The 24991-nt window shown below is 64.8% G+C and carries 22 protein-coding genes; 7 read left to right on the top strand and 15 right to left on the bottom strand.

Annotation, left to right across the window (positions count from 1 at the left end):
- Positions 1 to 27 precede the first annotated feature (27 nt).
- On the top strand, positions 28 to 1053 hold the full coding sequence (locus tag QSV46_RS17375; protein WP_314953173.1) for an alpha/beta hydrolase: 1026 nt from the start codon (positions 28 to 30) through the stop codon (positions 1051 to 1053).
- Between the two features lie 122 nt (positions 1054 to 1175).
- Positions 1176 to 1685: a cytochrome P460 family protein gene (locus QSV46_RS17370; RefSeq protein WP_409997177.1), complete on the top strand. Its 510-nt coding sequence runs from the start codon at positions 1176 to 1178 to the stop codon at positions 1683 to 1685.
- A gap of 10 nt (positions 1686 to 1695) precedes the next feature.
- Here QSV46_RS17370 and QSV46_RS17365 read toward each other — a convergent pair whose 3' ends face one another.
- From QSV46_RS17365 to QSV46_RS17355, 3 genes are all read right to left on the bottom strand, one after another.
- Positions 1696 to 5205, bottom strand: a complete 3510-nt coding sequence (locus QSV46_RS17365) for a hybrid sensor histidine kinase/response regulator (RefSeq protein WP_314953169.1) — start codon at positions 5203 to 5205, stop codon at positions 1696 to 1698.
- Positions 5206 to 5389: 184 nt separating this feature from the next.
- A complete protein-coding gene (hemA, locus tag QSV46_RS17360; protein ID WP_314953167.1) occupies positions 5390 to 6619 on the bottom strand; it encodes a 5-aminolevulinate synthase in 1230 nt (409 codons plus the stop codon).
- A 197-nt stretch (positions 6620 to 6816) separates the two neighbouring features.
- Positions 6817 to 7548: a GntR family transcriptional regulator gene (locus QSV46_RS17355; RefSeq protein WP_314953165.1), complete on the bottom strand. Its 732-nt coding sequence runs from the start codon at positions 7546 to 7548 to the stop codon at positions 6817 to 6819.
- 157 nt (positions 7549 to 7705) lie between these two features.
- Between QSV46_RS17355 and QSV46_RS17350 the strand changes: the two genes are divergently transcribed.
- The 4 genes from QSV46_RS17350 to aroQ are packed head-to-tail and all read left to right on the top strand — an operon-like array spanning position 7706 to position 11022.
- The gene (locus QSV46_RS17350; RefSeq protein ID WP_314953163.1) at positions 7706 to 8731 is read left to right on the top strand and encodes a TRAP transporter substrate-binding protein; all 1026 of its coding nucleotides are present in this window, start codon (positions 7706 to 7708) and stop codon (positions 8729 to 8731) included.
- A 19-nt stretch (positions 8732 to 8750) separates the two neighbouring features.
- Complete coding sequence (locus QSV46_RS17345; protein ID WP_314953161.1) at positions 8751 to 9299, top strand: TRAP transporter small permease; 549 nt, start codon at positions 8751 to 8753, stop codon at positions 9297 to 9299.
- Entirely contained in the window at positions 9296 to 10576 is a 1281-nt protein-coding gene (locus tag QSV46_RS17340) for a TRAP transporter large permease subunit (RefSeq protein ID WP_314953158.1), read from the top strand. The genes QSV46_RS17345 and QSV46_RS17340 overlap by 4 nt, the downstream gene beginning before the upstream one ends.
- A 14-nt stretch (positions 10577 to 10590) precedes the next feature.
- Positions 10591 to 11022: a type II 3-dehydroquinate dehydratase gene (aroQ, locus tag QSV46_RS17335; protein WP_314953156.1), complete on the top strand. Its 432-nt coding sequence runs from the start codon at positions 10591 to 10593 to the stop codon at positions 11020 to 11022.
- A gap of 34 nt (positions 11023 to 11056) precedes the next feature.
- On the opposite strand, the gene QSV46_RS17330 is transcribed toward aroQ, so the two are convergent.
- The 4 genes from QSV46_RS17330 to QSV46_RS17315 all read right to left on the bottom strand — a co-directional run bounded on the left by QSV46_RS17330 (position 11057) and on the right by QSV46_RS17315 (position 15821).
- The gene (locus tag QSV46_RS17330) at positions 11057 to 12118 is read right to left on the bottom strand and encodes an MBL fold metallo-hydrolase (protein ID WP_314953154.1); all 1062 of its coding nucleotides are present in this window, start codon (positions 12116 to 12118) and stop codon (positions 11057 to 11059) included.
- A gap of 116 nt (positions 12119 to 12234) precedes the next feature.
- On the bottom strand, positions 12235 to 14388 hold the full coding sequence (locus QSV46_RS17325) for a methyl-accepting chemotaxis protein (protein WP_314953152.1): 2154 nt from the start codon (positions 14386 to 14388) through the stop codon (positions 12235 to 12237).
- Positions 14389 to 14552: 164 nt separating this feature from the next.
- On the bottom strand, positions 14553 to 15278 hold the full coding sequence (locus QSV46_RS17320; RefSeq protein ID WP_314953150.1) for a porin family protein: 726 nt from the start codon (positions 15276 to 15278) through the stop codon (positions 14553 to 14555).
- Between the two features lie 222 nt (positions 15279 to 15500).
- Positions 15501 to 15821 carry a hypothetical protein gene (locus tag QSV46_RS17315; protein ID WP_314953148.1) on the bottom strand — a complete coding sequence of 107 codons (321 nt, stop codon included), beginning with the start codon at positions 15819 to 15821 and terminating at the stop codon, positions 15501 to 15503.
- A 190-nt stretch (positions 15822 to 16011) separates the two neighbouring features.
- On the opposite strand from QSV46_RS17315, the gene QSV46_RS17310 reads away from it, so the two are divergent.
- Positions 16012 to 16299, top strand: a complete 288-nt coding sequence (locus tag QSV46_RS17310) for a hypothetical protein (protein ID WP_314953146.1) — start codon at positions 16012 to 16014, stop codon at positions 16297 to 16299.
- Positions 16300 to 16316: 17 nt separating this feature from the next.
- On the opposite strand, the gene QSV46_RS17305 is transcribed toward QSV46_RS17310, so the two are convergent.
- The 8 genes from QSV46_RS17305 to QSV46_RS17270 all read right to left on the bottom strand — a co-directional run bounded on the left by QSV46_RS17305 (position 16317) and on the right by QSV46_RS17270 (position 24932).
- Positions 16317 to 17258: an AEC family transporter gene (locus tag QSV46_RS17305; RefSeq protein WP_314953144.1), complete on the bottom strand. Its 942-nt coding sequence runs from the start codon at positions 17256 to 17258 to the stop codon at positions 16317 to 16319.
- A 102-nt stretch (positions 17259 to 17360) separates the two neighbouring features.
- Positions 17361 to 17570 carry a hypothetical protein gene (locus tag QSV46_RS17300; RefSeq protein ID WP_314953143.1) on the bottom strand — a complete coding sequence of 70 codons (210 nt, stop codon included), beginning with the start codon at positions 17568 to 17570 and terminating at the stop codon, positions 17361 to 17363.
- Positions 17567 to 17728 (bottom strand): hypothetical protein, encoded by a 162-nt coding sequence (locus QSV46_RS17295; RefSeq protein WP_314953141.1) that lies wholly within the window; start codon positions 17726 to 17728, stop codon positions 17567 to 17569. The genes QSV46_RS17300 and QSV46_RS17295 overlap by 4 nt, the downstream gene beginning before the upstream one ends.
- A 153-nt stretch (positions 17729 to 17881) precedes the next feature.
- Positions 17882 to 19501 carry an ABC transporter ATP-binding protein gene (locus QSV46_RS17290; protein ID WP_314953139.1) on the bottom strand — a complete coding sequence of 540 codons (1620 nt, stop codon included), beginning with the start codon at positions 19499 to 19501 and terminating at the stop codon, positions 17882 to 17884.
- 2 nt (positions 19502 to 19503) lie between these two features.
- The gene (locus QSV46_RS17285) at positions 19504 to 20343 is read right to left on the bottom strand and encodes an ABC transporter permease (RefSeq protein WP_314953137.1); all 840 of its coding nucleotides are present in this window, start codon (positions 20341 to 20343) and stop codon (positions 19504 to 19506) included.
- Positions 20340 to 21311 (bottom strand): ABC transporter permease, encoded by a 972-nt coding sequence (locus QSV46_RS17280; protein WP_314953135.1) that lies wholly within the window; start codon positions 21309 to 21311, stop codon positions 20340 to 20342. The genes QSV46_RS17285 and QSV46_RS17280 overlap by 4 nt, the downstream gene beginning before the upstream one ends.
- A gap of 227 nt (positions 21312 to 21538) precedes the next feature.
- Positions 21539 to 23089 carry an ABC transporter substrate-binding protein gene (locus QSV46_RS17275; protein ID WP_314953133.1) on the bottom strand — a complete coding sequence of 517 codons (1551 nt, stop codon included), beginning with the start codon at positions 23087 to 23089 and terminating at the stop codon, positions 21539 to 21541.
- Positions 23090 to 23381: 292 nt separating this feature from the next.
- Positions 23382 to 24932, bottom strand: coding sequence for a winged helix-turn-helix domain-containing tetratricopeptide repeat protein (locus QSV46_RS17270; RefSeq protein WP_314953131.1), 1551 nt, complete (start codon positions 24930 to 24932; stop codon positions 23382 to 23384).
- Positions 24933 to 24991 lie beyond the last annotated feature (59 nt).

The raw sequence follows: 24991 nt of genomic DNA, 5'->3' as shown, positions 1-24991 counted from the left end.
ATCACCAACCATCAACAAGGTAGCACCATGAAACAGATCATCGACCAGCATCGCCGCAAGTTTTTTGGCCTCGCCGCAGGCACCGTCGCTGTCGGCCTCGGCGTCATTGAGTTCGCCCGCGCCGAGACGGAAGCGCCGAAATCGGCCGCATCGAATGCATCCTTCGGCACGATCAAGCAGATCGACGCCGGCGTCCTCAATGTCGGCTATGCCGAGGCCGGACCCTCGAACGGTCCGGCGGCGATCCTGCTGCACGGCTGGCCCTATGACATTCACGCTTTCGTCGACGTTGCACCGATCCTGGCAAAGGCCGGCTATCGCGTGATCATCCCCTATTTGCGCGGCTACGGCTCCACGCACTTCCTCTCCAGCGGGACGCCGCGCAACGGCGAGCCAGCGGCGATGGCCGCCGACATCATCGCGCTGATGGACAAGCTCGACATCAGGAAGGCTGTCGTCGCCGGCTTCGACTGGGGCGCGCGCACCGCCGACATCATCGCAGCGTTATGGCCGGACCGCTGCCGCGCGCTGGTGTCGGTCAGCGGCTATCTGATCTCCAGCCAGGCCGCCGGCAACGCGCCGCTGCCGCCACCGGCCGAACTGCAATGGTGGTACCAGTTCTATTTCGCGACCGAGCGCGGCCGTGCCGGATACGAGAAGTACACGCATGATTTCGTAAAACTGATCTGGAAGCTGGCTTCGCCGCAGTGGAAGTTCGACGACGCCACCTTCGCTCGCAGCGCGGCGGCGCTCGACAACAAGGATCATGTCGCGATCACGATCCACAATTACCGCTGGCGGCTCGGGCTCGCCCAGGGCGAGGCGAAATATGAGGAACTCGAGAAGAAGCTTGCAGCGGCTCCGCTGATCAGCGTCCCGACGATCACGATGGAAGGCGACGCCAACGGCGCGCCGCATCCCGACCCGAGCGCCTACGCCAAGAAATTCTCCGGCCGGTACGACTTTCGCCTGATCACCGGCGGCATCGGGCACAATCTGCCGCAGGAAGCACCGCAGGCTTTTGCCAAGGCCGTCATCGACGCCGACGCCTGAAAGCTCGGCCCGGCACCTCGGTCCGGCGCGGCTGGACCGAGGCACCACATGCGTTCTCAATTCGATGAAGCATCATGACGACCATGACATCTGAAAAGACCAAATTTCCATCTTATACGACGATGGTCGTGCTGGCCGTGCTCCTCCTCGTGGTCGTCCTGACCTGCGTGCCGTACCTCGTCACGATCGCCTTTGCAGAGGGGCCGGTGACGACGGATGCCTCGCCGATCTTCGGCGTCACCGTCCCGCAGGGCTACAAGCAGTGGGAGCTGATCGCGCCGGCCGAGGAGGCGGCTCCCCTGGACGAGCTGCGTGCGGTCGTGGGCAACCAGACCGCGATCGATGCCTATCAGTCCGGAACGCTTCCGTTTCCGGACGGCACCATTCTGGTCAAGCGCGCCTGGAAGCGGAAGCAATCGCCGGAATTTGCGTCCGCGACGATTCCCGGTGCCGCCACCACGGTCCAGGTAATGGTCAAGGATTCCAAGCAATACGCCTCAACCGGCGGCTGGGGTTTTGGCCGCTTCATCAACGGCAGGCCCGTCGATGAAGCCCAGCACCGGACCTGCTTTGCCTGCCATGACGCGCGCGCCAAGAGCCGCGATTACGTTTTCACGCGGCTTGCGCCTTAAGTGCCGAGGTTCACTCCGCCGCCACCAATTGCTGTGTCCGCCACTGTCCGAGCAGGGCGCGGAGCGAGGCCGGCTTCACCGGCTTGTTGAGCACCGCGATCTTCTCATCGCGCGCGGCGACCTGCACGGCGGGGCTGCGGTCGGCGGTGATCAGGATCGCGGGAATGGCGTCGCCGAAGCGGCGGCGGATGTCGCGGATTGCGGCGATGCCGTTGCCGCGGTCGAGGTGGTAGTCGACGAGCAGGCCGGTGACGCGCCGCCCGGCGGCTTCAATCGCGGCAATCGCGCCTTCGGGATCGGCGACCGCGATCACCTCGGCGTCCCACGCCTTCAACAGCGTGCGCATGCCGTCGAGGATCGCGGCGTCGTTCTCGATGCAGACGATCAGCGCGCCCGCGATCGGTGTGCGCGCCAGCGGCGTCGCGCTGGTCACGGCGGCGGTGTGGGTGACCGCCTTCGCCGTCGGCACCGTCACCGAAAACACCGAGCCGCCGCCCTTGTTGGAATCGATGGCGATGCCATGGTTGAGCACGCGCGCCAGCCGTTCGACGATCGAGAGCCCGAGGCCGAGGCCGCGCGCGATCCGCGCGCCCTGCTCGAGGCGGTGGAATTCCTTGAAGATCTCGCCGCGCTTGACGGGCGGAATGCCGACGCCGGTGTCGTAGACGCATATCTTGAGCGAAGCGCCGCGGCGGCGGCAGCCGACCAGCACGCGTCCGCGCGGGGTGTATTTGATCGCGTTGGAGATCAGGTTCTGGAGCAGCCGCCGCAGCAGCAAGCGGTCTGATTCGACCGGGAGCGAGCAGGGCACGAAGGCGAGCTCCAGGTTCTTGGCGCGTGCGACCGGCGCAAACTCGATCTCCAGCGAACGCATCAGATCGGCCATCTTGAAGCTCGAGATCGACGTCGTCATCGCGCCGGCATCGAGCCGGGAGATGTCGAGCAGCGCGCCGAGAATCTCCTCGATGGCCTGCAGCGATTCGTCGATGTTCTCGACCAGCCGCGTCTCCTCGCCGCCGTGCTGGCGCTCGACGAGGCTCGTGACATAGAGCCGCGCCGCGTTCAAGGGCTGGAGGATGTCGTGACTGGCTGCCGCAAGAAAGCGCGTCTTGGAGATGCTGGCGTCCTCGGCCGCGCTCTTGGCCCGCGCCAGCTCGGAGTTGAGCCGGGTCAATTCCTCGGTACGGTCGCGCACCCGCTTTTCCAGCGTCGCATTGGCGCGCTCGAGCGCCTCGGCTGCCTCGAAGGTGGGCGTAACATCGGTAAAGGTGATGACGAAGCCGCCGCCGGGCATGCGGTTGGTGAGCACCTCGATCACCATGTGCCGTTCCGGCAAGCGTTCCAGATAGGGCTCGCTGTCGGTGGTGTAGGCCGCAAGCCGCTGCTCGATCATCGCCTCGCGGTCAGCCTGGTCGGCCGGATCGCTCACACCCATGAATTCCAGGATTTCGCGCAGCGGCGTGCCGAACTGGATGAAATGCGGGGGAACGTTGAGGAGGTCGCCGAACTGCCGGTTGGAACAGATCAGCTGCAAATCGGCATCGAACACGGCGATGCCCTGGCGGACGTGGTTGAGCGCGGTCTGGAGGATCTCGCGGTTGAAATGCAGCGCCGCGTGGGAATCGTCGAGCAGTTTCAGTGCGGCTTTCGCCGAGACCGTCCGCTTGCGCAGCAGCAGCGACATCACGAGGCGCGAGGAGGCCGCGCCGATCGAGGAGGCGATCAGGTGCTCGGCGTGTTGCAGCAGCTCGAAATCGGCGGGCGCGCCGGATTCGAGCCGCACATTGCGCCGAGCCGAGAAGGCCTCGAACGAATGCCGGGCGCGGTCGGGTCCGAGATATTGCGCGACCGTGGTCTGGATGTCCTGCACCGTGACGGTGGTGCGCCAGCGGCGCAAGCTCGGAGAGATCGGGGCGAGCGTGTTGGGGACGAACAGATCGGCCTGCACCAGCTCGATCGACGACGGCCGGCGCGCCAGCGACAGCAGCACATAGGTGAGGATGTTGAGCGCCAGCGACCAGATGACGCCGTGCATCAGCGGCGGCAGGTCGGCGCCGAACAGTGCCTGCGGCCGCAGCGCCTCGATCCCGAACGGACCGTGCTGGAGCAGCAGGATGCCTGAAGTCGAGGAGTCCATGAAGCTCGGCACGAACAGCGTGTAGAGCCACACCGCGAAGCCGACCAGCATGCCGCCGATGGCGCCGCGCGCGGTGGCGCGCCGCCACAGCAGCCCGCCGAAAAAGCTTGGTGCGAGCTGGGCGATGGCGGCAAAGGACAGCAGGCCGATTGCCACGAGCTGGGTGTTGCCGAGCGCGCGGTAGTAGAAATAGGCCATCACCATGATGGCGAAGATCGCGAGCCGGCGCGAGCGCAGCAGGAAGTCGCTGAAATCGGCGCCGCCGGTGCGCCCCTCGGGCCGCCGTTGCAGCACCAGCGGCACCACGAGGTCGTTCGAGACCATGATGGAGAGCGCGACGCATTCGACGATCACCATCGCGGTCGCCGCCGACATGCCGCCGACGAAGACGGCGACGCTGAGCAGGTTCGCGCCGCCCTCGATCGGCAGCGCCAGCACGTACATGTCAGGGTCGACCGCGCCGAACGGGAAGCTGACGAGGCCGGCCAGTGCGATCGGGATCACGAACAGGTTGATGGCGACGAGGTAGAGCGGAAACAGCCAGCGCGCGCGGCCGACCTCGGCATCGCTGGAGTTCTCCACCACGCTGACGTGGAATTGGCGCGGCAGCAGCATGATCGCGCACAGCGACAGCAGCGTCATGGTCAGGAAGTTGCCGATCGACGGTGAATAGTTGATGGCACGCACCGCCTCCGGCGTCTTCATCGCGCGCTCGATCAGTTCGTGCGGCGAGAACATCCAGAAGGTGACAAAGATGCCGGCGGCGAGGAAGGCGACCAGCTTGATGATGGATTCGGTCGCGACCGCCAGCATCAGGCCGTGCTGATGCTCGGTGGCGTCGGTCTGTCGGGTGCCGAACAGCACGGCGAAGGCTGCCATCGCCAGCGTCACCATCAACGCCATGTCGCCGACGATTGGAATATGGGAGAAGGCCTGGTCCTCGCTCAGGATGGTCTCGAGCGAGGACGCGACCGCCTTGAGCTGGAGCGCGATGTAGGGCACCGAGCCGATGATCGCGATCAGCGCCACGGTGGCCGCCACCGCCTGGCTCTTGCCGTAGCGCGCGCCGATGAAGTCGGCGATCGAGGTGATGTTGTGGGCCTTGGCGAGCTGGATCACGCGGCGCAGCACGCCGGCACCGAGGCCGATCATCAGGATCGGGCCGACATAGATCGCAAGGAAGTCGGTCGAGGCGCGCGTGGCGAAGCCGACCGAGCCGAAGAAGGTCCAGGAGGTGCAGTAGATCGCCAGCGAGAGCGGATAGATCAGCCCCGACACGCGGCCGGCCTTGGCCTGCCAGCGGCGGTCGCCATGGCTCGCCACCAGGAACAGGAAGCCGATATAGCCGAAGGCGGCGGCAATCACGCCCCAGTCGTGCAGCATGGCGAGCGTGCTTCTCCCTGGGCGCCGGCCGCGCCCGCTCTCATTTTCCCCGTAAATCTAGCGCGTTGGGCGGAAGGAGGCGACAGCCAAATGCGCGAGGTCGCGGGAACTGGGGTTGTCGTTAAGCGGTGAGACCAATGGCCGGCACTTACCCTCCCCCGCCAGGGGAGGGTGAAAGCCAAGCCTACTCCGCCGCCAGCGACTTCTGGCGAAGCGGCAGGCCCAAGCGGTCCCACACTTGCAGCAGGGCTTCGGCGAGCTGATCGATCAGGCCGTCATCGTGATAGGGCGAGGGCGTGATCCGCAGGCGTTCGGTGCCCTTGGCGACCGTCGGATAGTTGATCGGCTGGATGTAGATGCCGTGCCGTTCGAGCAGGAGGTCGGAGGCCTGCTTGCATTTCTCGGCATCGCCGATGAACAGCGGCACGATATGGGTGTCGCTCGACATCACCGGCAAGCCGGCGGCATTGAGGATCGCCTTGACGCGCGCGGCGCGGTCCTGGTGGCGCTCGCGCTCCCAGTTCGAGGTCTTCAGATGCCTGATCGCGGCGGTCGCGGCCGAGCAGATCGCCGGCGGCAGCGCGGTGGTGAAGATGAAGCCCGGCGCATAGGAGCGCACCGCGTCGATGATCTGGCCGTTGGCGGCGATATAGCCGCCGAGGCAGCCGAACGCCTTGGCCAGCGTGCCTTCGAGAATGTCGATGCGATGCATGACGCCGTCACGCTCGGCAATACCGCCGCCGCGCGCGCCGTACATGCCGACGGCGTGGACCTCGTCGACATAAGTCATCGCGCCGTACTTCTCGGCGAGATCGCAGATTTTCGCGAGCGGAGCGACGTCCCCGTCCATGGAGTAAAGGCTCTCGCAGGCGATCAGCTTCGGCCGGTTCGGGCCTGCCGCCTTCAACAGCGCTTCGAGATCGGAAAGATCGTTGTGGCGGAACACGACGCGCTCGCAGCCGGACTGGCGAATGCCCTCGATCATCGAATTGTGGTTGAGCTCGTCCGACAGGATCAGGCAGTTCGGGATCAGCTTCGCGATGGTCGCGATGCCGGTCTGGTTCGAGACGTAGCCGGACGTGAAGAGCAGCGCCGCTTCCTTGCCGTGAAGGTCAGCGAGCTCGGCTTCGAGCTGCACGAGCGGATGATGGGTGCCGGCGATGTTGCGGGTGCCGCCTGCGCCAGTGCCGACGCGGGTTGCGGTCTCCACCATGGCGCCGACCACCTTCGGGTGCTGGCCCATGCCGAGATAATCGTTGGAGCACCAGATCACGACGTCGCGCTTGCCCTTGGGCGAATGCCAGAGCGCATGCGGGAACCGGCCGGCGATGCGCTCGAGATCGGCGAACACGCGATAGCGCCGTTCGGCATGGAGACGATCGAGCGCGGAATTGAAGAACTGGGCGTAATCCATCGGCAAACCTGCAACGGAACCTGACCAAGGGGGCGCAAACTTCTTAGAGCTTTTCCAGCTCTAATGTCTATGCGCTATCCCACATTTGGCCGCGAGGAGCATTTGGGCAAAATGCCCTATCGTGCGTTTTGAAACTTGATCCCGATCAAGCTCGGGCGAAATATCTTGCTGCTCTGCACCATCCGCTGAACGCGGGCTTAGCCAGCCCCTGCCTTCTTGCGCGGCCCGACGCGCGCCTCCTTGACCACCACTGGCTTGAGCCAATCCGAATTGCGCAGCGCATGCGCCACGCAATCGTGAATGTGGGTGTGCAGGACTCTTGCGGCGCCCGTGGCGTCGCGCTTCAGCGCCAGCTCTTTCAATTCGCGATGCTCGGAAGCCGCCATCTCGCCGCGGAACACGACTGCGATCATCTGGTACCGCAGATAGCGGTCATAGACCGCGGCATGCGCATCGAGCAGCACCTTCGAGCCGCAGGCGGCGACGAGTGCGCGATGAAACTGGAAATCGCACTGTTTCCAGCTCTCGGCGTTGGATCGCTCGCCCGACAACAGCATCCGCTCCATCGCCGCGAGCTTGTGATGTGCAGAGACGATGTGTGCCTCCCAGTCGAGATCACCGGCGGCGAACGACTTTTCGATCATCTGGCCTTCGAGCAGCTCGCGCAGCTCCGCGATCTCCTGGAATTCGGTCGCCGAGATCGGCGCGACCTCGAAGCCGCGCTGGCCTTCGGCGACGACGAATCCCTCCGAGCACAGCCGGTTCAGCGTCTCGCGCAGTGTCGAGATGCTGGTGCCGTAAGCGCTGCTCATTCGCTCGAGCTTCAGCTTCTGGCCCGGCGTCAGCTTGCCGAAGATCAGGTCGGTACGGATGCGGCGATAGGCGCTGTCGCCCACCGTCTCGGCGGTCGTGTCGGGAAGTGTGTCCATGCCTGATCCTAGCGCTTTGGACATGTGGTTTGACAAATTTCCGAGCTTTATCAAGCGTTTCTTATATCACCATAGATAATAGAAAATATCGGTTGATTTATAATTCGTCATATAAGATCTTCCCACCCAAGAACGGTGATCATCAGGGGAGGGCGCGATGCGTGGGTTTAGACGTCTGGCTTGGGTCGCGGCGGTCGGCACGATCACCTTGGGCGCAACGGGGCCGGCCTCGGCACAGGCCATCCAGGAGCGCACCATCCGCTGGGGGCATCTCAACAACACCGACCATCCGATCAGCAAAGGCGTCCAAAAGTTCGCCGAACTCGTCGCGGCCAAGAGCGGCGGCAAGATCAAGGTGCGCGAATATCCGGCCAATCAGCTCGGCAGCGAGATGCAGCAGCAATCGGCGTTGCGCGCCGGCACCCAGGAGATGCAGTCGCCGGCGACGACGTCGCTGGTCGGCATCGTCAAGGATTATGGCCTGATCGACTTCCCCTTCATTGTGTCGACGCCGCAGCAGGCCGATGCCTTGCTCGACGGTCCGCTCGGCGCGGCGCTGCTGGCAAAACTGCCGGAGAAGGGTCTCGTCGGCCTCGCCTATTGGGATCTCGGCTTCCGCAACGTCACCAACAGCCGGCGTCCGATCACCAAAGGCGAGGACCTCGACGGCATCAAGATCCGCGTGATCCCGAACCCGGTGTATCTGGAGACATTCAAGGCGTTCAACGCCAATCCGGTGCCGATGAGTTTTTCGGAACTGTATAGTGCGCTGGAGACCCGCACCGTCGACGGCCAGGAGAATCCGTTCTCCGTCATCCTGTCGAACAAGTTCTTCGAGGTGCAGAAATATCTCAGCGTCACCAACCACACCTATTCGACCAACATCATCCTGATCTCCAAGAAATTCTGGGACGGGCTTTCGCCCGACGAGCAGAAGATCCTGCAGGACGCCGCGATCGAGGCGCGCGACTATCAGCGCAAGATCAGCCGCGAGCAGGCCAAGGCCGCGATCGACGAGCTGAAGGCCAAGGGCATGTCGGTCAACGAGATCGCGCCGGCCGAGCTCGACCGCATGCGCGAGAAGACGAAGCCGATCGCGGAAAAATTCTCCGCCGAGTACGAGCCGGCCATCGTCAAGCTGTTCAACAGCGAGCTCGACCGCGTCCACGCGCTCAAGCCCTGAGCGCGGCGAGCCTGATGTCATGGAAGCGATCGTCGACGCCTGTTTCTGGCTGCTGCGTGCGGTGATCGCGGTGCTGCTCGCCGCCATGGTCGTGCTGGTGTTCGGCAACGTGGTGCTGCGCTACGGCTTCAACTCCGGGATAGCCATCTCGGAGGAGCTATCGCGCTGGCTGTTCGTCTGGATGGTGTTTTTAGGCGCGATCGTCGGCATGAAGGAGCGCGCCCATCTCGGTGTCGACAGTCTCGTCAAGGTGCTGCCGCCGCTTGGGCGCAAGGCCTGCTACGGTCTCAGCCATGTGCTAATGCTCTATGCCTCCGTGCTGCTGACGGAAGGATCGTGGAAACAGACGGTGCTGAATTGGGACACGGTGGCGCCGGCCTCGGGCCTCTCGGTCGGGCTGTTCTACGCCGCCGGCATTATCTTCGGCGCCTCCTCCTGCGTGATCATCGCCTATGAGCTCTATCGGCTGGTAACCGGGCAGATCGCCGATGCCGACCTGATCGCCATCAGTGAATCCGAGGAGCTCTCGCATTCTCCCGGCGCCGCCGGCGGGAAGCTCCAGGCATGACGGTCGCCGTCTTCACCTTCTCGCTGCTCGGCGCCATGGCGATCGGCATGCCGATCGCGTTCGCGCTGATCGTCTGCGGCATCGCGCTGATGACCTATCTGGCGATGTTCGACTCCCAGATCATCGCGCAGAACGTCATCAACGGCGTCGATTCCTTCCCGCTGATGGCGGTGCCGTTCTTCATCCTCGCTGGCGAGGTCATGAACACCGGCGGGTTGGCGCGGCGCATCCTCAACGTCGCGATCGCGCTGGTCGGCCATTTCCGCGGCGGGCTCGGCTATGTCGCGATCCTGACGTCCTGCATCCTGGCTTCGCTGTCGGGCTCGGCGGTGGCGGATGCCGCGGCGCTCGGTGCGCTGCTGGTGCCGATGATGGCCGCCGCGGGCCACAATCGCGCCAGCGCGGCCGGCCTCGTCGCGGCCGGCGGCATCATAGCGCCGGTGATCCCGCCCTCGATCGGCTTCGTCATTTTTGGCGTCGCCGCCAACGTCTCGATCTCGAAACTCTTTCTGGCCGGCATCGTGCCGGGACTGCTGCTCGGCGTCGGGCTCTGCTTCGCCTGGTGGTGGGTGGTGCGCAAGGAAAATCCGGCGCGGCTGCCGCGCAAGAGCATCGCCGAGATCCGGCGGGCACTGATCGACGGCTTCTGGGCCCTGATGCTGCCGATGATCATCATCTTCGGCCTGCGCTTCGGCATCTTCACGCCGACCGAAGCCGCCGTCGTCGTCGCCGTCTATTCGCTTGTCGTGGCGATGGGCATCTATCGCGAGCTCAAGCCGTCGCAACTGCCGGCGCTGTTGGTCTCGTCCGCGCAGACCACGGCTGTCGTGATGTTCCTCGTCGCCGCCGCGCTGGTTTCGTCCTGGCTGATCACGGTCGCGGAAATCTCCGAACAGATCGTGGCGCTGACAAAGCCGTTCGCCGGCAACCAGACCCTTCTGACCATCGTCCTGATGATCATCGTCGTCATCGTCGGCACCGCGCTCGACATGACGCCGACGATCCTGATCCTGACGCCGATCCTGATGCCGATCGTCAAGCAGGCCGGCATCGATCCGGTCTATTTCGGCGTGCTCTTCATCATCAACAACGCGATCGGCCTGATCACGCCGCCGGTCGGCGTGGTGCTCAATGTCGTCGCCGGCGTCTCCCGCGTTTCGATGGAGGATCTGATCCGCGGCGTCTGGCCCTTCATGATCGCGCAGCTGGCCGTGCTAGCCTTGCTGACGCTGTTTCCCGTTCTCGTCACCGGCCCAGCGAAGTGGTTAGGTGGATAACAAAGGACATGTCCATGAAGCGCGTGATGATCCTCAACGGTCCCAACCTCAACATGCTCGGCATCCGCGAGCCGCACATCTACGGCACCACGACGCTTGCGGAGGTCAGTGCGAGCTGCGAGGAAGCCGCCGCGAAGCTCGGGCTCAAGCTCGCCTTCCACCAGTCCAACCATGAAGGCGTGCTGGTCGACCTGATCCAGTCGGCGCGGCAGGATGCCGATGCCATCGTCATCAATCCAGCCGGCTTGTCCTTCACCTCGGTCTCGATCATGGACGCGATCAAGACATTCGAGGGCCCGGTGCTGGAAGTCCACATCTCCAACATCCACGCCCGCGACGAATATCACCGCCACTCCAAGATCTCGTTCGTGGCGACGGGGGTGATCTGCGGGCTTGGGCCGTTCGGCTATATCGCGGCGCTGCACGCAATCGCGAATATGAAGTGAGTGGCGTCCACAAACTCGGCCACGACGTCGTGGCTCACGTCGTCCTGAACTGGAGCACGCCGTCCTTCGTCTCCGCCGTCAGCCGGCCCTCGACGATCATGTAGTTGACGTGGGCGACCAGCTCGCCGGCGGCAAAGCCCATCTGGTGCTCGTCCAGCACGTGCTTGTTGAACACGACGGGCACCAGGGCGCGCGAGGTCTGCGGCACCTCGCGGCAGGCTTCCGCGATCAGGCGGCAGCGCTCCTCGTGGTGGTCGGCGAGCTGCTTGATGCGGGTCTTCAGCCCGTAGAACGGCACGCGGTGGCCGGGCAACACCAGCAAATCATAGGGCAGGGTGGTGGTGAGGCTCGCGAGCGAGGCCAGATATTCGCCGAGCGAGTTCTGGTCGGGCTCGACCGCCCAGACGCTGACATTGGGCGAGATCTTGCTCAGCACCTGGTCGGCGGAGAGGAACAGCTTGTCGTCGGCGCAATACAGCATCACCTGGTCGAGCGCGTGGCCACCGCCGGTGATCACCTTGAAGCGGCGGGTGCCGATCACGACCTCGTCGCCATGCGAGATGCGGCGGTAGGACGGCGGCAGCACCGAGACGCGCTTGAGATAGTCCTGGCCGCGGCCGAGCAGCTTTTCGGTGAGCGATTCGTCCATGCCGTGGCGGCGGAAGAACAGCCGCTGCGCCTCGCGCCGTTCGTCGGTACCGCGGTTCTGGTGATAGACGGATTGCAGGTATTCGACCTGCGACATCACCAGCGGGCAGTTGAACCGCTCGACGATCCAGCCCGCGAGCCCGACGTGATCGGGGTGCGAATGGGTGACGATCAGGCGCGTGATGTGGACGCCCCTTAGCGGCCCCTCAAACAGTTTCGTCCAGGCCTCGATCGATTCTTCGTTGCCGAAGCCGGCATCGATCATCGCATAGCCGTCGCCGTCGGCGAGCAAATAGATGTTCACGTGGTTGAGGCGGAACGGTAATTTCAGCCGCGCCCACAGCACGCCGGGGCGGATCTCCACGACCTCTTCGGGGCCGGGATGCTGTTCCCAGGGGTAGCGCAGAGCCTCGGCGGAGGACTGCGCGATATCGGTTTTCGGGTTCATGCCACCGGCTTAAACCCGCCGGGCGCGGGGCGCCAGCCGAAAAACTGCGCGAGCGTGGCCCGCATAACGGTCATTCCCGGCAGTTTTCCGTAGCCCGGAACGACTGGTCCGGCGTCTTATGCCGCCCGCATGCTGTTGAGGAATGCGTCGATTTCCCCGCGCAGCATGTCGGCTTCGCGGCGGAGTGCATCGGAGGCGCCGAGCACCTCGTTCGCCGCGGCGCCGGCTTCGGCAGACGCGGTGGAGACGCCCACGATGTTGCTGGAGACCTCGCTGGTGCCGCCGGCCGCATGCTGGATGTTGCGGGCGATCTCGCGGGTGGCCGCGCCCTGTTCCTCGACCGCGGCCGCGATCGTCGTGGTGACGTTGTCGATCTCGCCGATGATCCGGCCGATGCCCTGGATGGCGCCGACCGCAGAGGTCGTAACCTGCTGCATGCTGACGATCTGGGTGCGGATCTCTTCGGTCGCCTTCGCGGTCTGGCTCGCGAGGCTCTTCACCTCGGAGGCGACCACCGCAAAACCCCGGCCGGCCTCGCCCGCGCGGGCCGCCTCGATCGTAGCATTCAGCGCGAGCAGATTGGTCTGCGAGGCGATGGTCTGGATCAAATCGACCACGACGCTGATGCGGCTCGCGCTGTCGGCGAGGCTCTGCACCGTCGCGTCGGTGGCACCGGCTTCGTCGACCGCCTTCTTGGCGATCGCGGCCGAGGTGACGACCTGCTTGCTGATCTCCTCGATCGAGGACGAGAGCTGCTCGGTGCCTGACGACACGGTCTGCACGTTGACCGAGGTCTCCTCGGCAGCGGAGGCGACCGCGTTCACCAGCGCATTGGACTGGTCGGCGGTGGTCGACATGCTCTGCGCGGTCGACTGCATCGAATTGGCCGATTGCGCGAGATTATCGAGCGCGGTGCGGACCGTACCCTCGAATTCTGCGATCTTCGCCTCCATCTGCGCCGCACGCTCGGCCTTGGCGACACGATCTTTTTCCTGTTCGCTCGCAAGCGCCCGAGCTTCGATCATGCTGTCGCGGAACACCGTCAGCGTTTCCTTCATCGCGCCGATCTCGTCGTTCTGCCGGGAGCGGACGATCTCGGTGTCGAGGTCGCCGGCGGAGAGCAACTGCATGGCGCGCTGAAGCTCGCGAATCCGGCGCAGGATGTTGCGGCCGACATAGAGCCAGACGAACAGTGCCGAGCCGACCAGCATCAGCGCGCCCAGTGCCAGCATGGCCGTGGTGGCGAGCGAGATTTCCTGCCGGGCCTGGAACGTCGACGCATTGGTCTCCTTCTGCACGCCCTCGACGAGCTGCTGCACGCTGATGCCGAGGCCGACATTGAGTTTGCGGGTCTCGTCCAGAATGGTCTGGCCGTAATCGATGGCGTCGAGTTCCTTCTGGCGGATCTTGAACACGCCGGTCTTGCCTTCGCCAAACGCGAACAGCTTCTGCACGGCGTCGCGCACGGCCTGCATCGAGGGCATGTTCGGCAGATCCTCGAGATTCGACTTGACGCGGTCGCGCGTCGCCTTGAACTGCTTCTCGATCGCTTCCAGCGTGTCGCTGTTGTTGGCCGAGAGTGCCGCCATCATGTCGGCGGCCATCAGATTGCCGTTGGCGGAGACGGTCGAGATCTGGGCGACGGCGCGGGCGGCTTCGGTGGCATCGTCGGCGGAAACGTCCGCGGCGCCGAGGATGGCGTTCAGCCGCGTCTGTGCGTCGAGCATCGCAGGGCCGGCCGCGTCGACGAAGGCGAGCTGGGCCTTGCGGAGCGCATCGTACTGCTTGTCGTGCAATGCGCCGGTGTCGAGCCGCTCGCGTGCGGCCGACACCAGGCTCTGGGTCGCCTCGTCGATGCTCTTGGCGGTGTCGCGCAGTGCGGTGGCGATTTGCTTGTCGGCGCCGAGCTCGATGATCTCGCCGAGCTTGGCCATGGTGAGCTGCTGGATGTCCTTCACGCTCTTGGTACGTTCTTTCAGCGCTTCGTCGGACGGCGAAGCCAGCAGGCCCGGGCCTTGCGCCGCGAGCGTTGCGCTCTGCGAGGCAAGCTGGAGGCTGGCGGAGAGGCGAGGAATGTCGCGGCTGCTCAGATCCATCATGGTCGCGCCGAGATGATTGAACACGAACCCGGCGCCGGTCGCGATCACGAGGCCCATGCCCGCGATCACCGCGAAGGCCGTAAACAGGCTGCCGCGCACGCCCCATTTCGGCATCTTGAAGCGAGGCTTGAAACGGCCGAAGACACGGCCAAGGCCCAGACGGATCGCCATCGAAATTCCCCCACGCTCTTGCTTCTGTTTTGTGGCGGGCAGTATCGGCAGGGCCGGTTAAGAAATCGCAATTCCTGCAATTGCTTGCGTTGGTTCCGCAGAGCGAAAAAAGAAGGGCCGGCAGCGTGGCCGGCCCTTCGTCAGAACAAGGTTTTGCTAACCGATCAGTAGCGCGCGGCGACGGGGCCTGCCCAGTTGAAGCGGTAGTTCAGGCCGGCCTTAATGGTGTGGTCGTCGGTGGTGAAATTGCCGGTGCCCGCCAGCGGACCCGCGGTGAAGTGCGCATCGCCGAAATTATAGTACTGATACTCGGCCTTCGCCGACCAGTTCGGCGCGAACATGTATTCGAGGCCGGCGCCGACGGTGTAGCCGTTGCGGTGATCGCCATCGATGATGAAGCCGGTCGGCACGCCGCCGACGGTCACCTTCTCGTTGTTGTCCGAATAGGCATAGCCGCCCTTTACATAGATGAGGCCCGGACCCCAGGTGTAGCCGACACGGCCGGTGATCGAGCCGAGACCGCGCTGATCGTTGGTGTAGGCGACGCCACCCGGGAACACCGCGCCGACGCTGCCGGAGAGCCAGGAATACTGGCCTTCGACGCCGACTACGAAGTTCGGGTTGAACTGCCAGTCCGCACCGACCTGCACGCCGCCGAGGAAACGGCCGTTGCCGTTGTTGCCGGTGGAGAGCCCGCTGAAATTGTTGTCGCTGGAGAACGCGCCGCCGAGATGGCCGCCGATGTAGAAACCGGTCCAGTTGTAGATCGGCGCGGCGTAGGCCGGGGCGGGCGCCTTGTAGTAGTTGCGGTTGCCGAGATCGGCACCGATCGCCGGCGCAGCAGCGCCCAGCACGAGCAGCGCAACGGTCGCAAACAGAATCTTCTTCATCGTCCAAACTCCAGCACTAAGGTCCCCGGCAGGCGCGCTGTCCGCGCCGCGTTGGTTTTGCAGATAGCTCGCTTTTGACGAAAATGCTGTCACATCCGTGGCACAGCGGCAGCCGACCTAACTTATTGGGCCACAAATGATTTTCGTGCTTAATGGCGGCTTAAGAAATGCTGAAGGAAGGCTTAACCAGGCGCTTCCTCGGTAACCTCGGTGCGTCCGATGTTAACCAAGACGCCGCCGCGCCTCGTCGCGCATCTGCTCGCGGAACGCCGCGCGCCTTGCGGGCCGGTCTTCCTCGCGCACGTCGTGGCGATCGAAGATGTCGAACTTCTCCAGGATCGGATGGCGCTCGCTCGCCATCGCGAGCACAAGCAGCACCTTGGTCGCAGATGGCGTCGGGCCGCTCACCTCCCAGCGCCGGATGGTGTCGGCGCCGCCGTTCTCCGGCAGCCCGCACAGCTTGGCCATGTCGGCCGCAGTGAGCTTGCGACCGAGAGCATCGGAGAGGTCGTTGCGGAGCTGCTTCAGTTCGGGGCCGGTCATGCTGCTTGCGTCCAGGGAAGTCACCAGAGGCCATGCACTAGCGCTGATTCGGGTCGATCCGAAGGCGGGCAGCGAACGCTTCGCTCCGGCACCTTCGCGCGCGCACGGAGTTATGAACGGAAGGCCTATGGAAATCTGCCGATGAAGCAACAGATGCCAGAACGGGGCCCGCCCAGCTAAGGGATCAGCCATGACAACCATCAAACTCGCCGTTGCGGCGCTCATTACGACCGGACTGCTTGCCGCGCCGTTCGCGGCCGAAGCGAAAAAGTACCGCTCGAGCAGGCAACATTACAACACGGGTGTGGTGGCGCCGACCTATAGCGGTGCCGGATCGCCGGCCGCGCAGCCGGGGGCGGCCTACGGCTCGTCGGGACAGACGGTCGGCACGGTCACGGCGCCGTCGGTCGGAACGTACAATTGGCCGTCGGTCGGTGTGACCAATTCGGTCCCGACGTGGAGCAACACCACGAGGTAGAGGCGCGCCCGCGCGGGTCAGCGCGTGCTGGTCGCAAGTCCGGAGAGCAGGTAGAGCGCGAACAGCAATGTCGCGACCGACAGCATCGTCGTGACCGAGACCGTGGCCGCAACCAGCTTCTCCTCGACCTTGTGTTCGTGCGCCAGCACGTACACGGTTTTCGCCGTCGGCACGGCCGCGCATATCACGGCCGCGACCGTGTAGAGGGGATCGAGGCCGGTGATCAAGCAAAGTCCGTAGACGATCAGCGGCATGATCACCAGTTTCACGGCGGCGAGTGCGAACGATGCGCCGAGGTTCGACCATAGGCCTTCGACCGACAGGCCGAGCCCGATGGCAAACAGCGCGCAAGGCGTGAGCGCCGCAGCGATGACGTTCAGATAGGCCGCGACCGGCGCCGGGATCGGCAGGCCCGTGATCGCCCAGAGCAGACCGATGAGTGTCGACAGGACCATCGGATTGAGCAGGATCTGCCGGACCAGCCCGGCGGATGGCGCCGACGGCCCGCGCGGGTCGCGCTTTTCCAGCAGGATGACCGTGATCGGAAACATCACGGCCGCTACGAACACCGTCGCGATCGCGGCAGGCAGGACCGCAGGCTGGCCGTAGATCGCATGCAGGATCGGCAGTGCGACGAAGCCGGTGTTGGTCATCGCGGCCGCCATGCCATGGATCGTGCTGCTGGCAAGATCGTGCTGTCCGCCGGCGCGGGCCGCCACGAAGACCAGTGCGAAGCAGATCAGCGAGCCACCGCCGAAGGCGAGCAGGAAGCGCCATTCCAGCAGATTGCGCGCCGGTTCCTGGGCGATCGTGACGATCAGAAGTGCCGGCATCGCGACGTTGTAGGCGAAATGCACCAACCCATCCGCCAGCGAGCGGGACAGATAACCGAGCTCTCCCGCGAACCAGCCGGTGACGATGATAGCAAACACGGGAAGAACGAGGCTGGCGACCTCCATGGCTTCCCCCCTCTGCCAGGCAGCACCCCCATCCTAGCTTGGCGATGCTTGTTCGTCACCGGTTCAATGGATCGCGCGCTCCGATCAGCGGCGGGCCTGACCTCAGATACCCCTGCCGCCCTGCTGACCGATCACGCAGCGCCATCCCGCCAGGCGCTCGGCCGGATGCTGGTTCATCCACTCGGCGAGTTGTGGCGCGCCCATCAGGCAGGACTGCACCGAGATCTGAGCAAAGTCCGACGTGGTGACGATCTGCTCGTGACAATTCGCCGGAGAGGCGAGGCTGCAGAGTACGGCAATGATCTTGATCACGAGCGGCTGCTCCCGTCGTTGCGACGAGCATGGGTTCCAGCCTGCTCGCCGATCGGGTCGGTCGACGGGAAGATGCTGTCGTAGATCGCGCGTGCCTCTCGAATGAGACGCTCTCGCTCGCGCTCCGATTTCGAGACGAACTGAATGACTTCGCCCATGATCGCTCCAAAACGTTGTCGGGGTACGCCATCATTGGATGACGTTCATCATGCCATGGATGTAGGACGCCGCAATAACAAACGCGTGACAGGCCTGTTCCTAGGACAAGCCGCCGTGATGTCGGTCTCCGGTCAGACCGAGATACCGCCATCTCACGCCGCCGGCGCGCGCTCCTTGCGGCCCGGCACCGCGGCGAGCAGCTCGCGCGTGTAGGCGTGCTCGGGCGCGGCGAAGAGTTGCACCGTCGGCTTCAGCTCGACGATGGCGCCGCGCTGCATCACTGCGATGCGATCGCAGATTTGCGCGGCGACGCGCAGATCGTGCGTGATGAACAGCATCGAGAGGCCGAGGCGGGCCTTAAGGTCTTCGAGCAGTCTCAGCACTTGCGCCTGCACGGACACATCGAGCGCGGAGACGGCCTCATCCGCGACGATGATCTCCGGCTCCAGCGCGAGCGCCCGCGCAATGCCGATGCGCTGGCGCTGGCCGCCGGAGAATTCGTGCGGATAACGCTCCAGCGCGCCGGCGTCCAGGCCGACCATCTGGAGCAGATCGCGGGCACGGTCGAATGCCACCTTGGGATCAAGGCCGGCCGCGATCGGGCCGTCGGCGATGATGTGGCCGACCTTGCGGCGCGGATTAAGCGAGGCGAACGGATCCTGAAAGATCATCTGGATGCGGTGGCGCTCGACGCGCAGCGCCTTGCCCGACAGCGAGGTGAGATCGGTCTCGCCGATTCGCACCGTGCCGCGGTCGGCTTCGATCAGCCGCATCACGAGGCGCGCCACCGAGGATTTGCCCGAGCCGGATTCGCCGACGAGGCCGAGCGTCTCGCCCTTGAGGATCGTGAAGTTGACCTGCCGCGCGGCATCGACGCGGCGGTCCTCGCGAAACCAGCCGCCCGAGGTGACGTAGGTCTTGTCCAGTCCGATCACCTCGACGGCCCTGGCCTGATCGGAGAGTGGCTCGCGCGCAGGCGGATCCATCGACGGCACGGCGGCGAGCAGCGCCTTGGTGTAGTCGTGTCGCGGCTCGTTGAAGACGGAGCTCGCGGGGCCTTCCTCCACGACCTTGCCATGGCGGAGCACCACGACCTGGTCGGCGATATCGGCGACCACGCCGAAATCATGGGTGATGAACATCACCGCCATGTTGCGGTTGCGCTGGAGATTGCGGATCAGCTTGAGGATTTGCGCTTGCGTGGTGACGTCGAGCGCGGTGGTCGGCTCGTCCGCGACCAGCACGGCCGGCTCAAGCGCGAGCGCCATCGCGATCATGGCGCGCTGGCGTTGGCCGCCGGAGAGCTGGTGCGGATAGGCGCGCACGATGCGCTCGGGGTCGGGCAGGCCGACTTCGCGCGCCAGTGCCAGTGCCCTGGCGCGTCGCTCCTTCGGCGTGAGCAGCGCGTGGGCCTCGAACATCTCCGCCATCTGGTCGCCGATCCGCATCAAGGGATTGAGCGCGGTCATCGGCTCCTGAAAGATCATCGCCAGCCGGCGGCCGCGCAGATCGCGCCAGCCGTCGTCATCCAGCTTGAGCAGGTCGCGGCCCTCGAACTGGATCTCGCCTGATGTGATCGACACCGTGTCCGGCAGGAGGCCCATCAGCGCATGCGCGCACATCGACTTGCCGGAGCCGGACTCGCCGACGACGCAGACGATCTTGCCGGGCCGCAGGTCGAGCGAGACGCCGTCGACAGCGAAGGGACGCTCGGCGCCCTTGGGCAGGGCGATCCGCAAGTTCTTGATGGAGACGGCGGGCGGGGCGGTCATCCTCAGCGTCCCTCCCGCGACAGGCGCGGATTGAGCGCGTCGTTGAGGCCTTCGCCGATCAAATTGAGGCCCAGCACCGAGATCAGGATGGCGATGCCGGGGAACACGGTGATCCACCAGGCCTGGCGAATCACGGTGCGGCCGGCGCCGACCATGTAACCCCAGGAGATCAGGTTCGGATCGCCGAGGCCGAGGAACGCCAGCGAGGATTCCAGCAGGATCGCGGTCGCGACCATCAGCGAGGCCAGCACGATCACCGGCGAGAGCGCGTTCGGCAGGATCTCGCGCATGATGATCCAGGTGTTGCTCTGGCCGGTGACGACGGCGGCCTGGACATATTCGCGCGTGCGCAGCGACAGCACCTCGCCGCGCACGAGGCGGGCGACCGGCGGCCAGCTCACCACCGCGATCGAGCCCACGATCGAATAGATCGAGGGCTGCAGGATCGCGACCAGCACGATCGCGAGCGCGAAGCTCGGAATGGTCTGGAAGAATTCGGTGAAGCGCATCAATGCGTCGTCGACCCTGCCGCCGAAATAGCCGGCCATGGCGCCGACCGGCACGCCGACGACCAGCGCGACCAGCGTGGAGACGAGGCCGACCAGCAGCGAGACGCGTGCGCCAAAGATCATGCCGGCGAACACGTCGCGGCCAAGCGCATCGGTGCCGAGCGGCACGGTCGACAGCGTGAACGGCGGCAGGAACGGCCGCTGCACCATGCGCCAGGGCGAATTCGGGAACAGCATCGGTCCGAACACCGCGACCGAGATCGCGAGGACCAGGATGATGAGCCCGATGACGCCGCTCGGGCTCTTTAGCATCGATTTCCAGAACTGTTTCATGAGGCGAATTCGATACGCGGATCGACCAGTCGGTAGACGAGGTCGGTGATGAGGTTGAAGATCAGCACCATGGCGGAGCAGATCACGAAGACGCCGAGCAGCAGATTGTAGTCGCGCTGCAGCAGCGCGTCGTACATCAGGCGACCGATACCGGGCCAGGCGAACACCGTCTCGGTGATGACGGCGCCGCCGATCAGCGTGCCGGAGTGCACGCCGGCGAGCGTCACGACGGGCAGCAGCGCGTTGCGCAGCACATGGCGGCGCTGGATCACGGCGTCGGAGAGGCCCTTCGCGCGCGCCGTCTTGACGAAGTCGAGGCGCTTCACTTCCAGCATCGAAGCGCGCGTCATGCGGGTATAGGTCGCCATGAAGAACAGGCCGAGCGTCATCGCCGGCATGATCAGGTGCGCGCCGACGTCGACCGCGTGGGCAAGGCCGGTGAGATTGGCGCCGACCGTTTCGTAGCCGAAGCTCGGCAGCCAATCCATCGTGACCGAGAACAGGAGAATGCCCATCAGCGCCACCCAGAAGATCGGCATGGCGTAGAAGATCAGGGCGAACACGGTGATGGCGGTGTCGAGGAAGGTTCCTGCAAAGCGCGCGGCGAAGGTGCCGAAGAGAACGCCGAGCATCAGCGAGATCGCAAATGCCGTCAGCGTCAACAGCAATGTCGCCGGCAGCCGCTCGCCGATCAGCTTCGCGACCGGCGCTTGCTGGCGGAAGGAGAAGCCGAGGTCGAGGGTGACGACGCCCTTGACATAGATGAAGAGCTGCTCGGGCAGCGGCTTGTCGAGGCCGAACTTTTCCCGGAGCTGCTTGACGAAGACCTGGTCGCTGGCGCCGGCCTCGCCCGCCATCACGACCGCGGGATCGCCGGGCGCAAGCCGGATCAGGAAGAAATTGAGGACGACGATCGCGAGCAGGACGATCACGCCCTTCACGACACGCTGGGCGACAAAGGAGAGCATTTAGACAGTCATATCTTGTAACGTGACATGGAGCCACATGGGCAGTGCGCTCCCTCGCCCCGCACTTGCGGGGGTGCGACGAGCTTCGCTCGCGCTGAGAGGGTTGGGGTGAGGGGCCTCTCTCCGCGCGCGAGAATGCCGATGGATCTGTACCCCCTCACCCGCCGCGCTCCGGAAGCGCGTCGACCTCTCCCCGCAAGCGGGGAGAGGTGAAGGATGACACACGCTCACTTGTCGAGCCATGCGTCCTTGAACCCGTCATTGACGCCGATGCCGGTGGTGATCAGGTTCTTGACCTTGCAGCGCGTGATGGTCGGGAATTGCAGCTCGAGCATCCAGGCCACCGGCACGTCCTCGACCAGGATCTTCTGGGCCTTCTCGTAGATCTCCTTGCGCTTCGAATCCGGGGTCGCGACGGCGCCGTCGGCGAACAGCTTGTCGATCTCTGGGTTGGAGTAACCCTCGACGTTGTTGAACACCTGGCCCTTGGCGATGGCGCTGGAGACATAGTTGCGGCCCACGCCGAGGGCGGGATCGCCGTACTGGTAGAGATAGGTGAAGGCGATATCGTAGTCCCAGTCGCCGATCTTCTGGTTGCCGCCGGCAACGTCGGTGGCGATGGTCTCGATGTTCATGCCGACGTCCTGGAGGTTCTGCTTCACGGCTTCACCCCAGCGCTGCCAGGTCTCGCCATAGGCGAGCGGCAGCAGGCGGATCTTCTCGCCCTTGTAGCCGGCTTCTTTCAGCAGCGCCTTGGCCTTGGCGGGATCGTACGGATATTTCGGCACGTCGGATGTGTAGTACTTGATGGTCGAGGCGGACGGGCCGGTCGCGATCTTGCCGAGCCCGTTCCAGATCACGTCCTTGGCGAAGTCACGGTCGATCGCATACATGATCGCCTGACGTACCCGCTTGTCGGCGAGCGGGCCCTGGCGGTTGTTGAGCCACAGCCAGGCCAGCGGCGAGAAGAACTCCCAGCCGGCGCCGGTGACGCAAGTGTCCTTCAACTTGGACAGGCGCGGCACGTCAAAATTCTCGACGGAGCCGCCGGGCAGCACGTCGACCTTGCCGGTCTCGTAGGCCACCGAGCGCGCGGCGGCGTCGGGAATAATCTGCCAGTAGATCTCGTCGATATACGGCTTGCCCTTCTCGTAATAGTTCGGGTTCTTGACCAGGCGGATGAATGAGCCCTTCTGCCACTCCTTGAACATGAACGGGCCGGTGCCAACAGGCGCGTTGTTGTAGGGATTGGTCTTGAAGTCGGTGCCTTCATAGAGATGCTTCGGCACCATCGGCATCGAGCCGACCTCGAAAATTCCGAGGAACGGGCCGAACGGCTGCTTCAGCGTGAACACCACTGTGTAGTCGTCGGGCGCCTCGACCTTGTCGACCTGTGCGAGGTTGTTGCGGGCGCGCGCATGCGTCTGCTTCAGCATCTCGATGGAGAACAGCACGTCTGCGGCGGTGAAGGGCTTGCCGTCATGCCAGGTGACGCCCTTCCTGAGCTTGAAGGTATAGGTCTTGGCGTCCTCGCTGGCGCTCCAGCTCTCGGCGAGTTCCGGAAGCGGCTCGAGCTTGGGGCTGTAGCGCAGCAGGCCCTCGAAAATATTGCCCGACACCATCTGGGTCGGACCGTTCTGGATCATCGCAAGCATCAGGCCGGGCGGCTCCGGCTGGATCACGGCATTGATCACGCCCCCCGTCTTCGGCTCTTGCGCAAGAGCCGGGGCCGCGAGGCCGCAAGCCAGCAGGAGACCAAGCAACACTCGTTTTGACATGTCGTATTCTTTCTCAAGCGTGACCAGCCGTAAACGCTTCGCACGTCATGGCGCGCAAAGCTACGGCCGGCCCATCCCAGTCCCCATCCGATATCGAGGCTCACACAGTCCCATTCGGCGCCGCAAGATGAAAGTCTCGACAGTGTCCGCACAAAAAATGTACAGCGCGTCCTGTTTTGATTTTGTCGCCGATGGAGCGGCCAGATGGGCCATTGACCGACTGGGCAAAGCCCCAGCGACATGACGTCGCGGCCGCACGGCACGACGGCTCTCCGCAAGAGCGGCAGCGGGCCTAATCCAACCCCGCGCGGCGGAATCCTTCTAGATAGTGCTCGCGGTCCGGCTCGTTCACCCAAGGCAGTTGCGTCGCGATCCAGTGCAGCGAGATGTTGGGCTGGGTGCGACGGAGTTCGGCCAGCGCCGTCTCCGCAAGCGCGCCGTCGCCGGTCATGCCGGCGGACACGGCGAGCACGCGGTAGGCGCCGGTGAGGTCGCCCCGATGCCGGATCGCCTCGCGCGCCAGCGCGATGGCCTCGTCATAATGCCGCTCGGTGAAGCGCCCATAACCGGCGATGCCGTAATAGATCGCCAGTGACGGATCGCGCGGCGAGAGCCGGATCGCCTTTTGCGCAGCGTCGAACGAATCCCTGGAGCGCCCGGCATAGGATAGCGCCAGCGCGTAATAGCCCTGCGCCAGCGAGAAGTTCGGATTGAGCGCGAGCGCCTGCTCGAACTCGGACAGCGCGTCGGCAAGCCTGCGCGTCGAGAAGCAGACGCAGCCGAGTGCGGCATGCGCCCAGGCATCCTCGTGGTCGCAGCGCACAGCCGTGAGCGCCGCGGCTTCCGCGACCGGCGCGACCACGGCCAGCTCGGCCCAGCCGAGATGCACGCCGAACATATAGTTCACCGCCAGCACCGACAGCGCCTGGCCGTAATCCGGATCGATCGCAATAGCGCGTTCCAGCAGCGCTCTTGCGGCCTCGTGATCCTGCCGCGTCACGCGCCAGTAATGCGACAGCGCGCGCATCAGCAGGTCCCAGGCGTCCAGACTCGCGGGCGGCTTGCGATGGCCGCGAAAATTCTCCGCCGCATGAATCTGCGGCTCGATCGCCGCGGCGATTGCGTTGGTGATCTCGTCCTGCACGGCGAAGACGTCGACCAGCTCGCGGTCGTAGCGCTCGGCCCAGAGATGGCTACCGGTGGTGGCGTCGTTGAGCTGCGCGGTGATGCGCACCCGGTTGTCCGCCTTGCGCACGCTGCCTTCGACGATGTAGCGCACGCCGAGCTCCTCGGCGATCTGCCTGATATGGACGGCGCGTCCCTTGTAGGTGAATGACGAGTTGCGGGCGATCACCATGAACCAGCGCTGCTTCGACAGCGCGGTGAGAATGTCTTCGCTGATGCCGTCGCCGAAATACTCCTGCGCGGGGTCGCCGCTCATGTTCTCGAAGGCGAGCACCGCGACCGCCGGCCGGTCCGTCATGGCCCGCGCGGGAGCGGGACCGGGCTCGGCCGGCGCAAGTGCTTTTGCCGATTCTTCCCGGACATTGCCGACGAAACGAAAGCCCTTGCGCGGGATGGTCTTGATCAGCCGCTGCGTCGCGCCGTCGTCACCAAGCGCCTTTCGCGCCGCGTTGATCCGGCTGTTCAGGGCCGAATCCGAGACGATGCGGTCGCTCCAGATCTGGCTGATCAGGTCATCCTTGCTGACCACTCGGGCGCGCTGCGCGACGAGATATAGCAGCAGATCGAGCACCTGCGGCTGCAGTGGCACGGCTGCGCCGCCGCAGGTGAGCTCCCGCAGGTCGCCGTCGAGCACGTTGTTTTCAAAGAGAAATCGCACGTTTCTGTCGTCTCAAGCAAAAATCAAAGTCGTCTCAGGCTAAAATCAACCGTCCGCGA

Origin of the sequence: Bradyrhizobium cosmicum, from assembly GCF_032290525.1 — a bacterium.
GTDB classification, from domain to species: domain Bacteria; phylum Pseudomonadota; class Alphaproteobacteria; order Rhizobiales; family Xanthobacteraceae; genus Bradyrhizobium; species Bradyrhizobium cosmicum_A.
The sequence above is the reverse complement of the archived record's forward strand: the minus strand, read 5'-3'. Positions and strand labels throughout refer to the sequence as shown.

Excerpts from the sequence above, each read along its gene's own strand:
- QSV46_RS17375 (WP_314953173.1), top strand. The coding sequence starts at position 28 with ATGAAACAGATCATCGACCAGCATCGCCGCAAGTTTTTTGGCCTCGCC.
- QSV46_RS17370 (WP_409997177.1), top strand. The coding sequence starts at position 1,176 with ATGGTCGTGCTGGCCGTGCTCCTCCTCGTGGTCGTCCTGACCTGCGTG.
- QSV46_RS17365 (WP_314953169.1), bottom strand. The coding sequence starts at position 5,205 with ATGCTGCACGACTGGGGCGTGATTGCCGCCGCCTTCGGCTATATCGGC.
- hemA (WP_314953167.1), bottom strand. The coding sequence starts at position 6,619 with ATGGATTACGCCCAGTTCTTCAATTCCGCGCTCGATCGTCTCCATGCC.
- QSV46_RS17355 (WP_314953165.1), bottom strand. The coding sequence starts at position 7,548 with ATGGACACACTTCCCGACACGACCGCCGAGACGGTGGGCGACAGCGCC.
- QSV46_RS17350 (WP_314953163.1), top strand. The coding sequence starts at position 7,706 with ATGCGTGGGTTTAGACGTCTGGCTTGGGTCGCGGCGGTCGGCACGATC.
- QSV46_RS17345 (WP_314953161.1), top strand. The coding sequence starts at position 8,751 with ATGGAAGCGATCGTCGACGCCTGTTTCTGGCTGCTGCGTGCGGTGATC.
- QSV46_RS17340 (WP_314953158.1), top strand. The coding sequence starts at position 9,296 with ATGACGGTCGCCGTCTTCACCTTCTCGCTGCTCGGCGCCATGGCGATC.
- aroQ (WP_314953156.1), top strand. The coding sequence starts at position 10,591 with ATGAAGCGCGTGATGATCCTCAACGGTCCCAACCTCAACATGCTCGGC.
- QSV46_RS17330 (WP_314953154.1), bottom strand. The coding sequence starts at position 12,118 with ATGAACCCGAAAACCGATATCGCGCAGTCCTCCGCCGAGGCTCTGCGC.
- QSV46_RS17325 (WP_314953152.1), bottom strand. The coding sequence starts at position 14,388 with ATGGCGATCCGTCTGGGCCTTGGCCGTGTCTTCGGCCGTTTCAAGCCT.
- QSV46_RS17320 (WP_314953150.1), bottom strand. The coding sequence starts at position 15,278 with ATGAAGAAGATTCTGTTTGCGACCGTTGCGCTGCTCGTGCTGGGCGCT.
- QSV46_RS17315 (WP_314953148.1), bottom strand. The coding sequence starts at position 15,821 with ATGACCGGCCCCGAACTGAAGCAGCTCCGCAACGACCTCTCCGATGCT.
- QSV46_RS17310 (WP_314953146.1), top strand. The coding sequence starts at position 16,012 with ATGACAACCATCAAACTCGCCGTTGCGGCGCTCATTACGACCGGACTG.
- QSV46_RS17305 (WP_314953144.1), bottom strand. The coding sequence starts at position 17,258 with ATGGAGGTCGCCAGCCTCGTTCTTCCCGTGTTTGCTATCATCGTCACC.
- QSV46_RS17295 (WP_314953141.1), bottom strand. The coding sequence starts at position 17,728 with ATGGGCGAAGTCATTCAGTTCGTCTCGAAATCGGAGCGCGAGCGAGAG.
- QSV46_RS17290 (WP_314953139.1), bottom strand. The coding sequence starts at position 19,501 with ATGACCGCCCCGCCCGCCGTCTCCATCAAGAACTTGCGGATCGCCCTG.
- QSV46_RS17285 (WP_314953137.1), bottom strand. The coding sequence starts at position 20,343 with ATGAAACAGTTCTGGAAATCGATGCTAAAGAGCCCGAGCGGCGTCATC.
- QSV46_RS17280 (WP_314953135.1), bottom strand. The coding sequence starts at position 21,311 with ATGCTCTCCTTTGTCGCCCAGCGTGTCGTGAAGGGCGTGATCGTCCTG.
- QSV46_RS17275 (WP_314953133.1), bottom strand. The coding sequence starts at position 23,089 with ATGTCAAAACGAGTGTTGCTTGGTCTCCTGCTGGCTTGCGGCCTCGCG.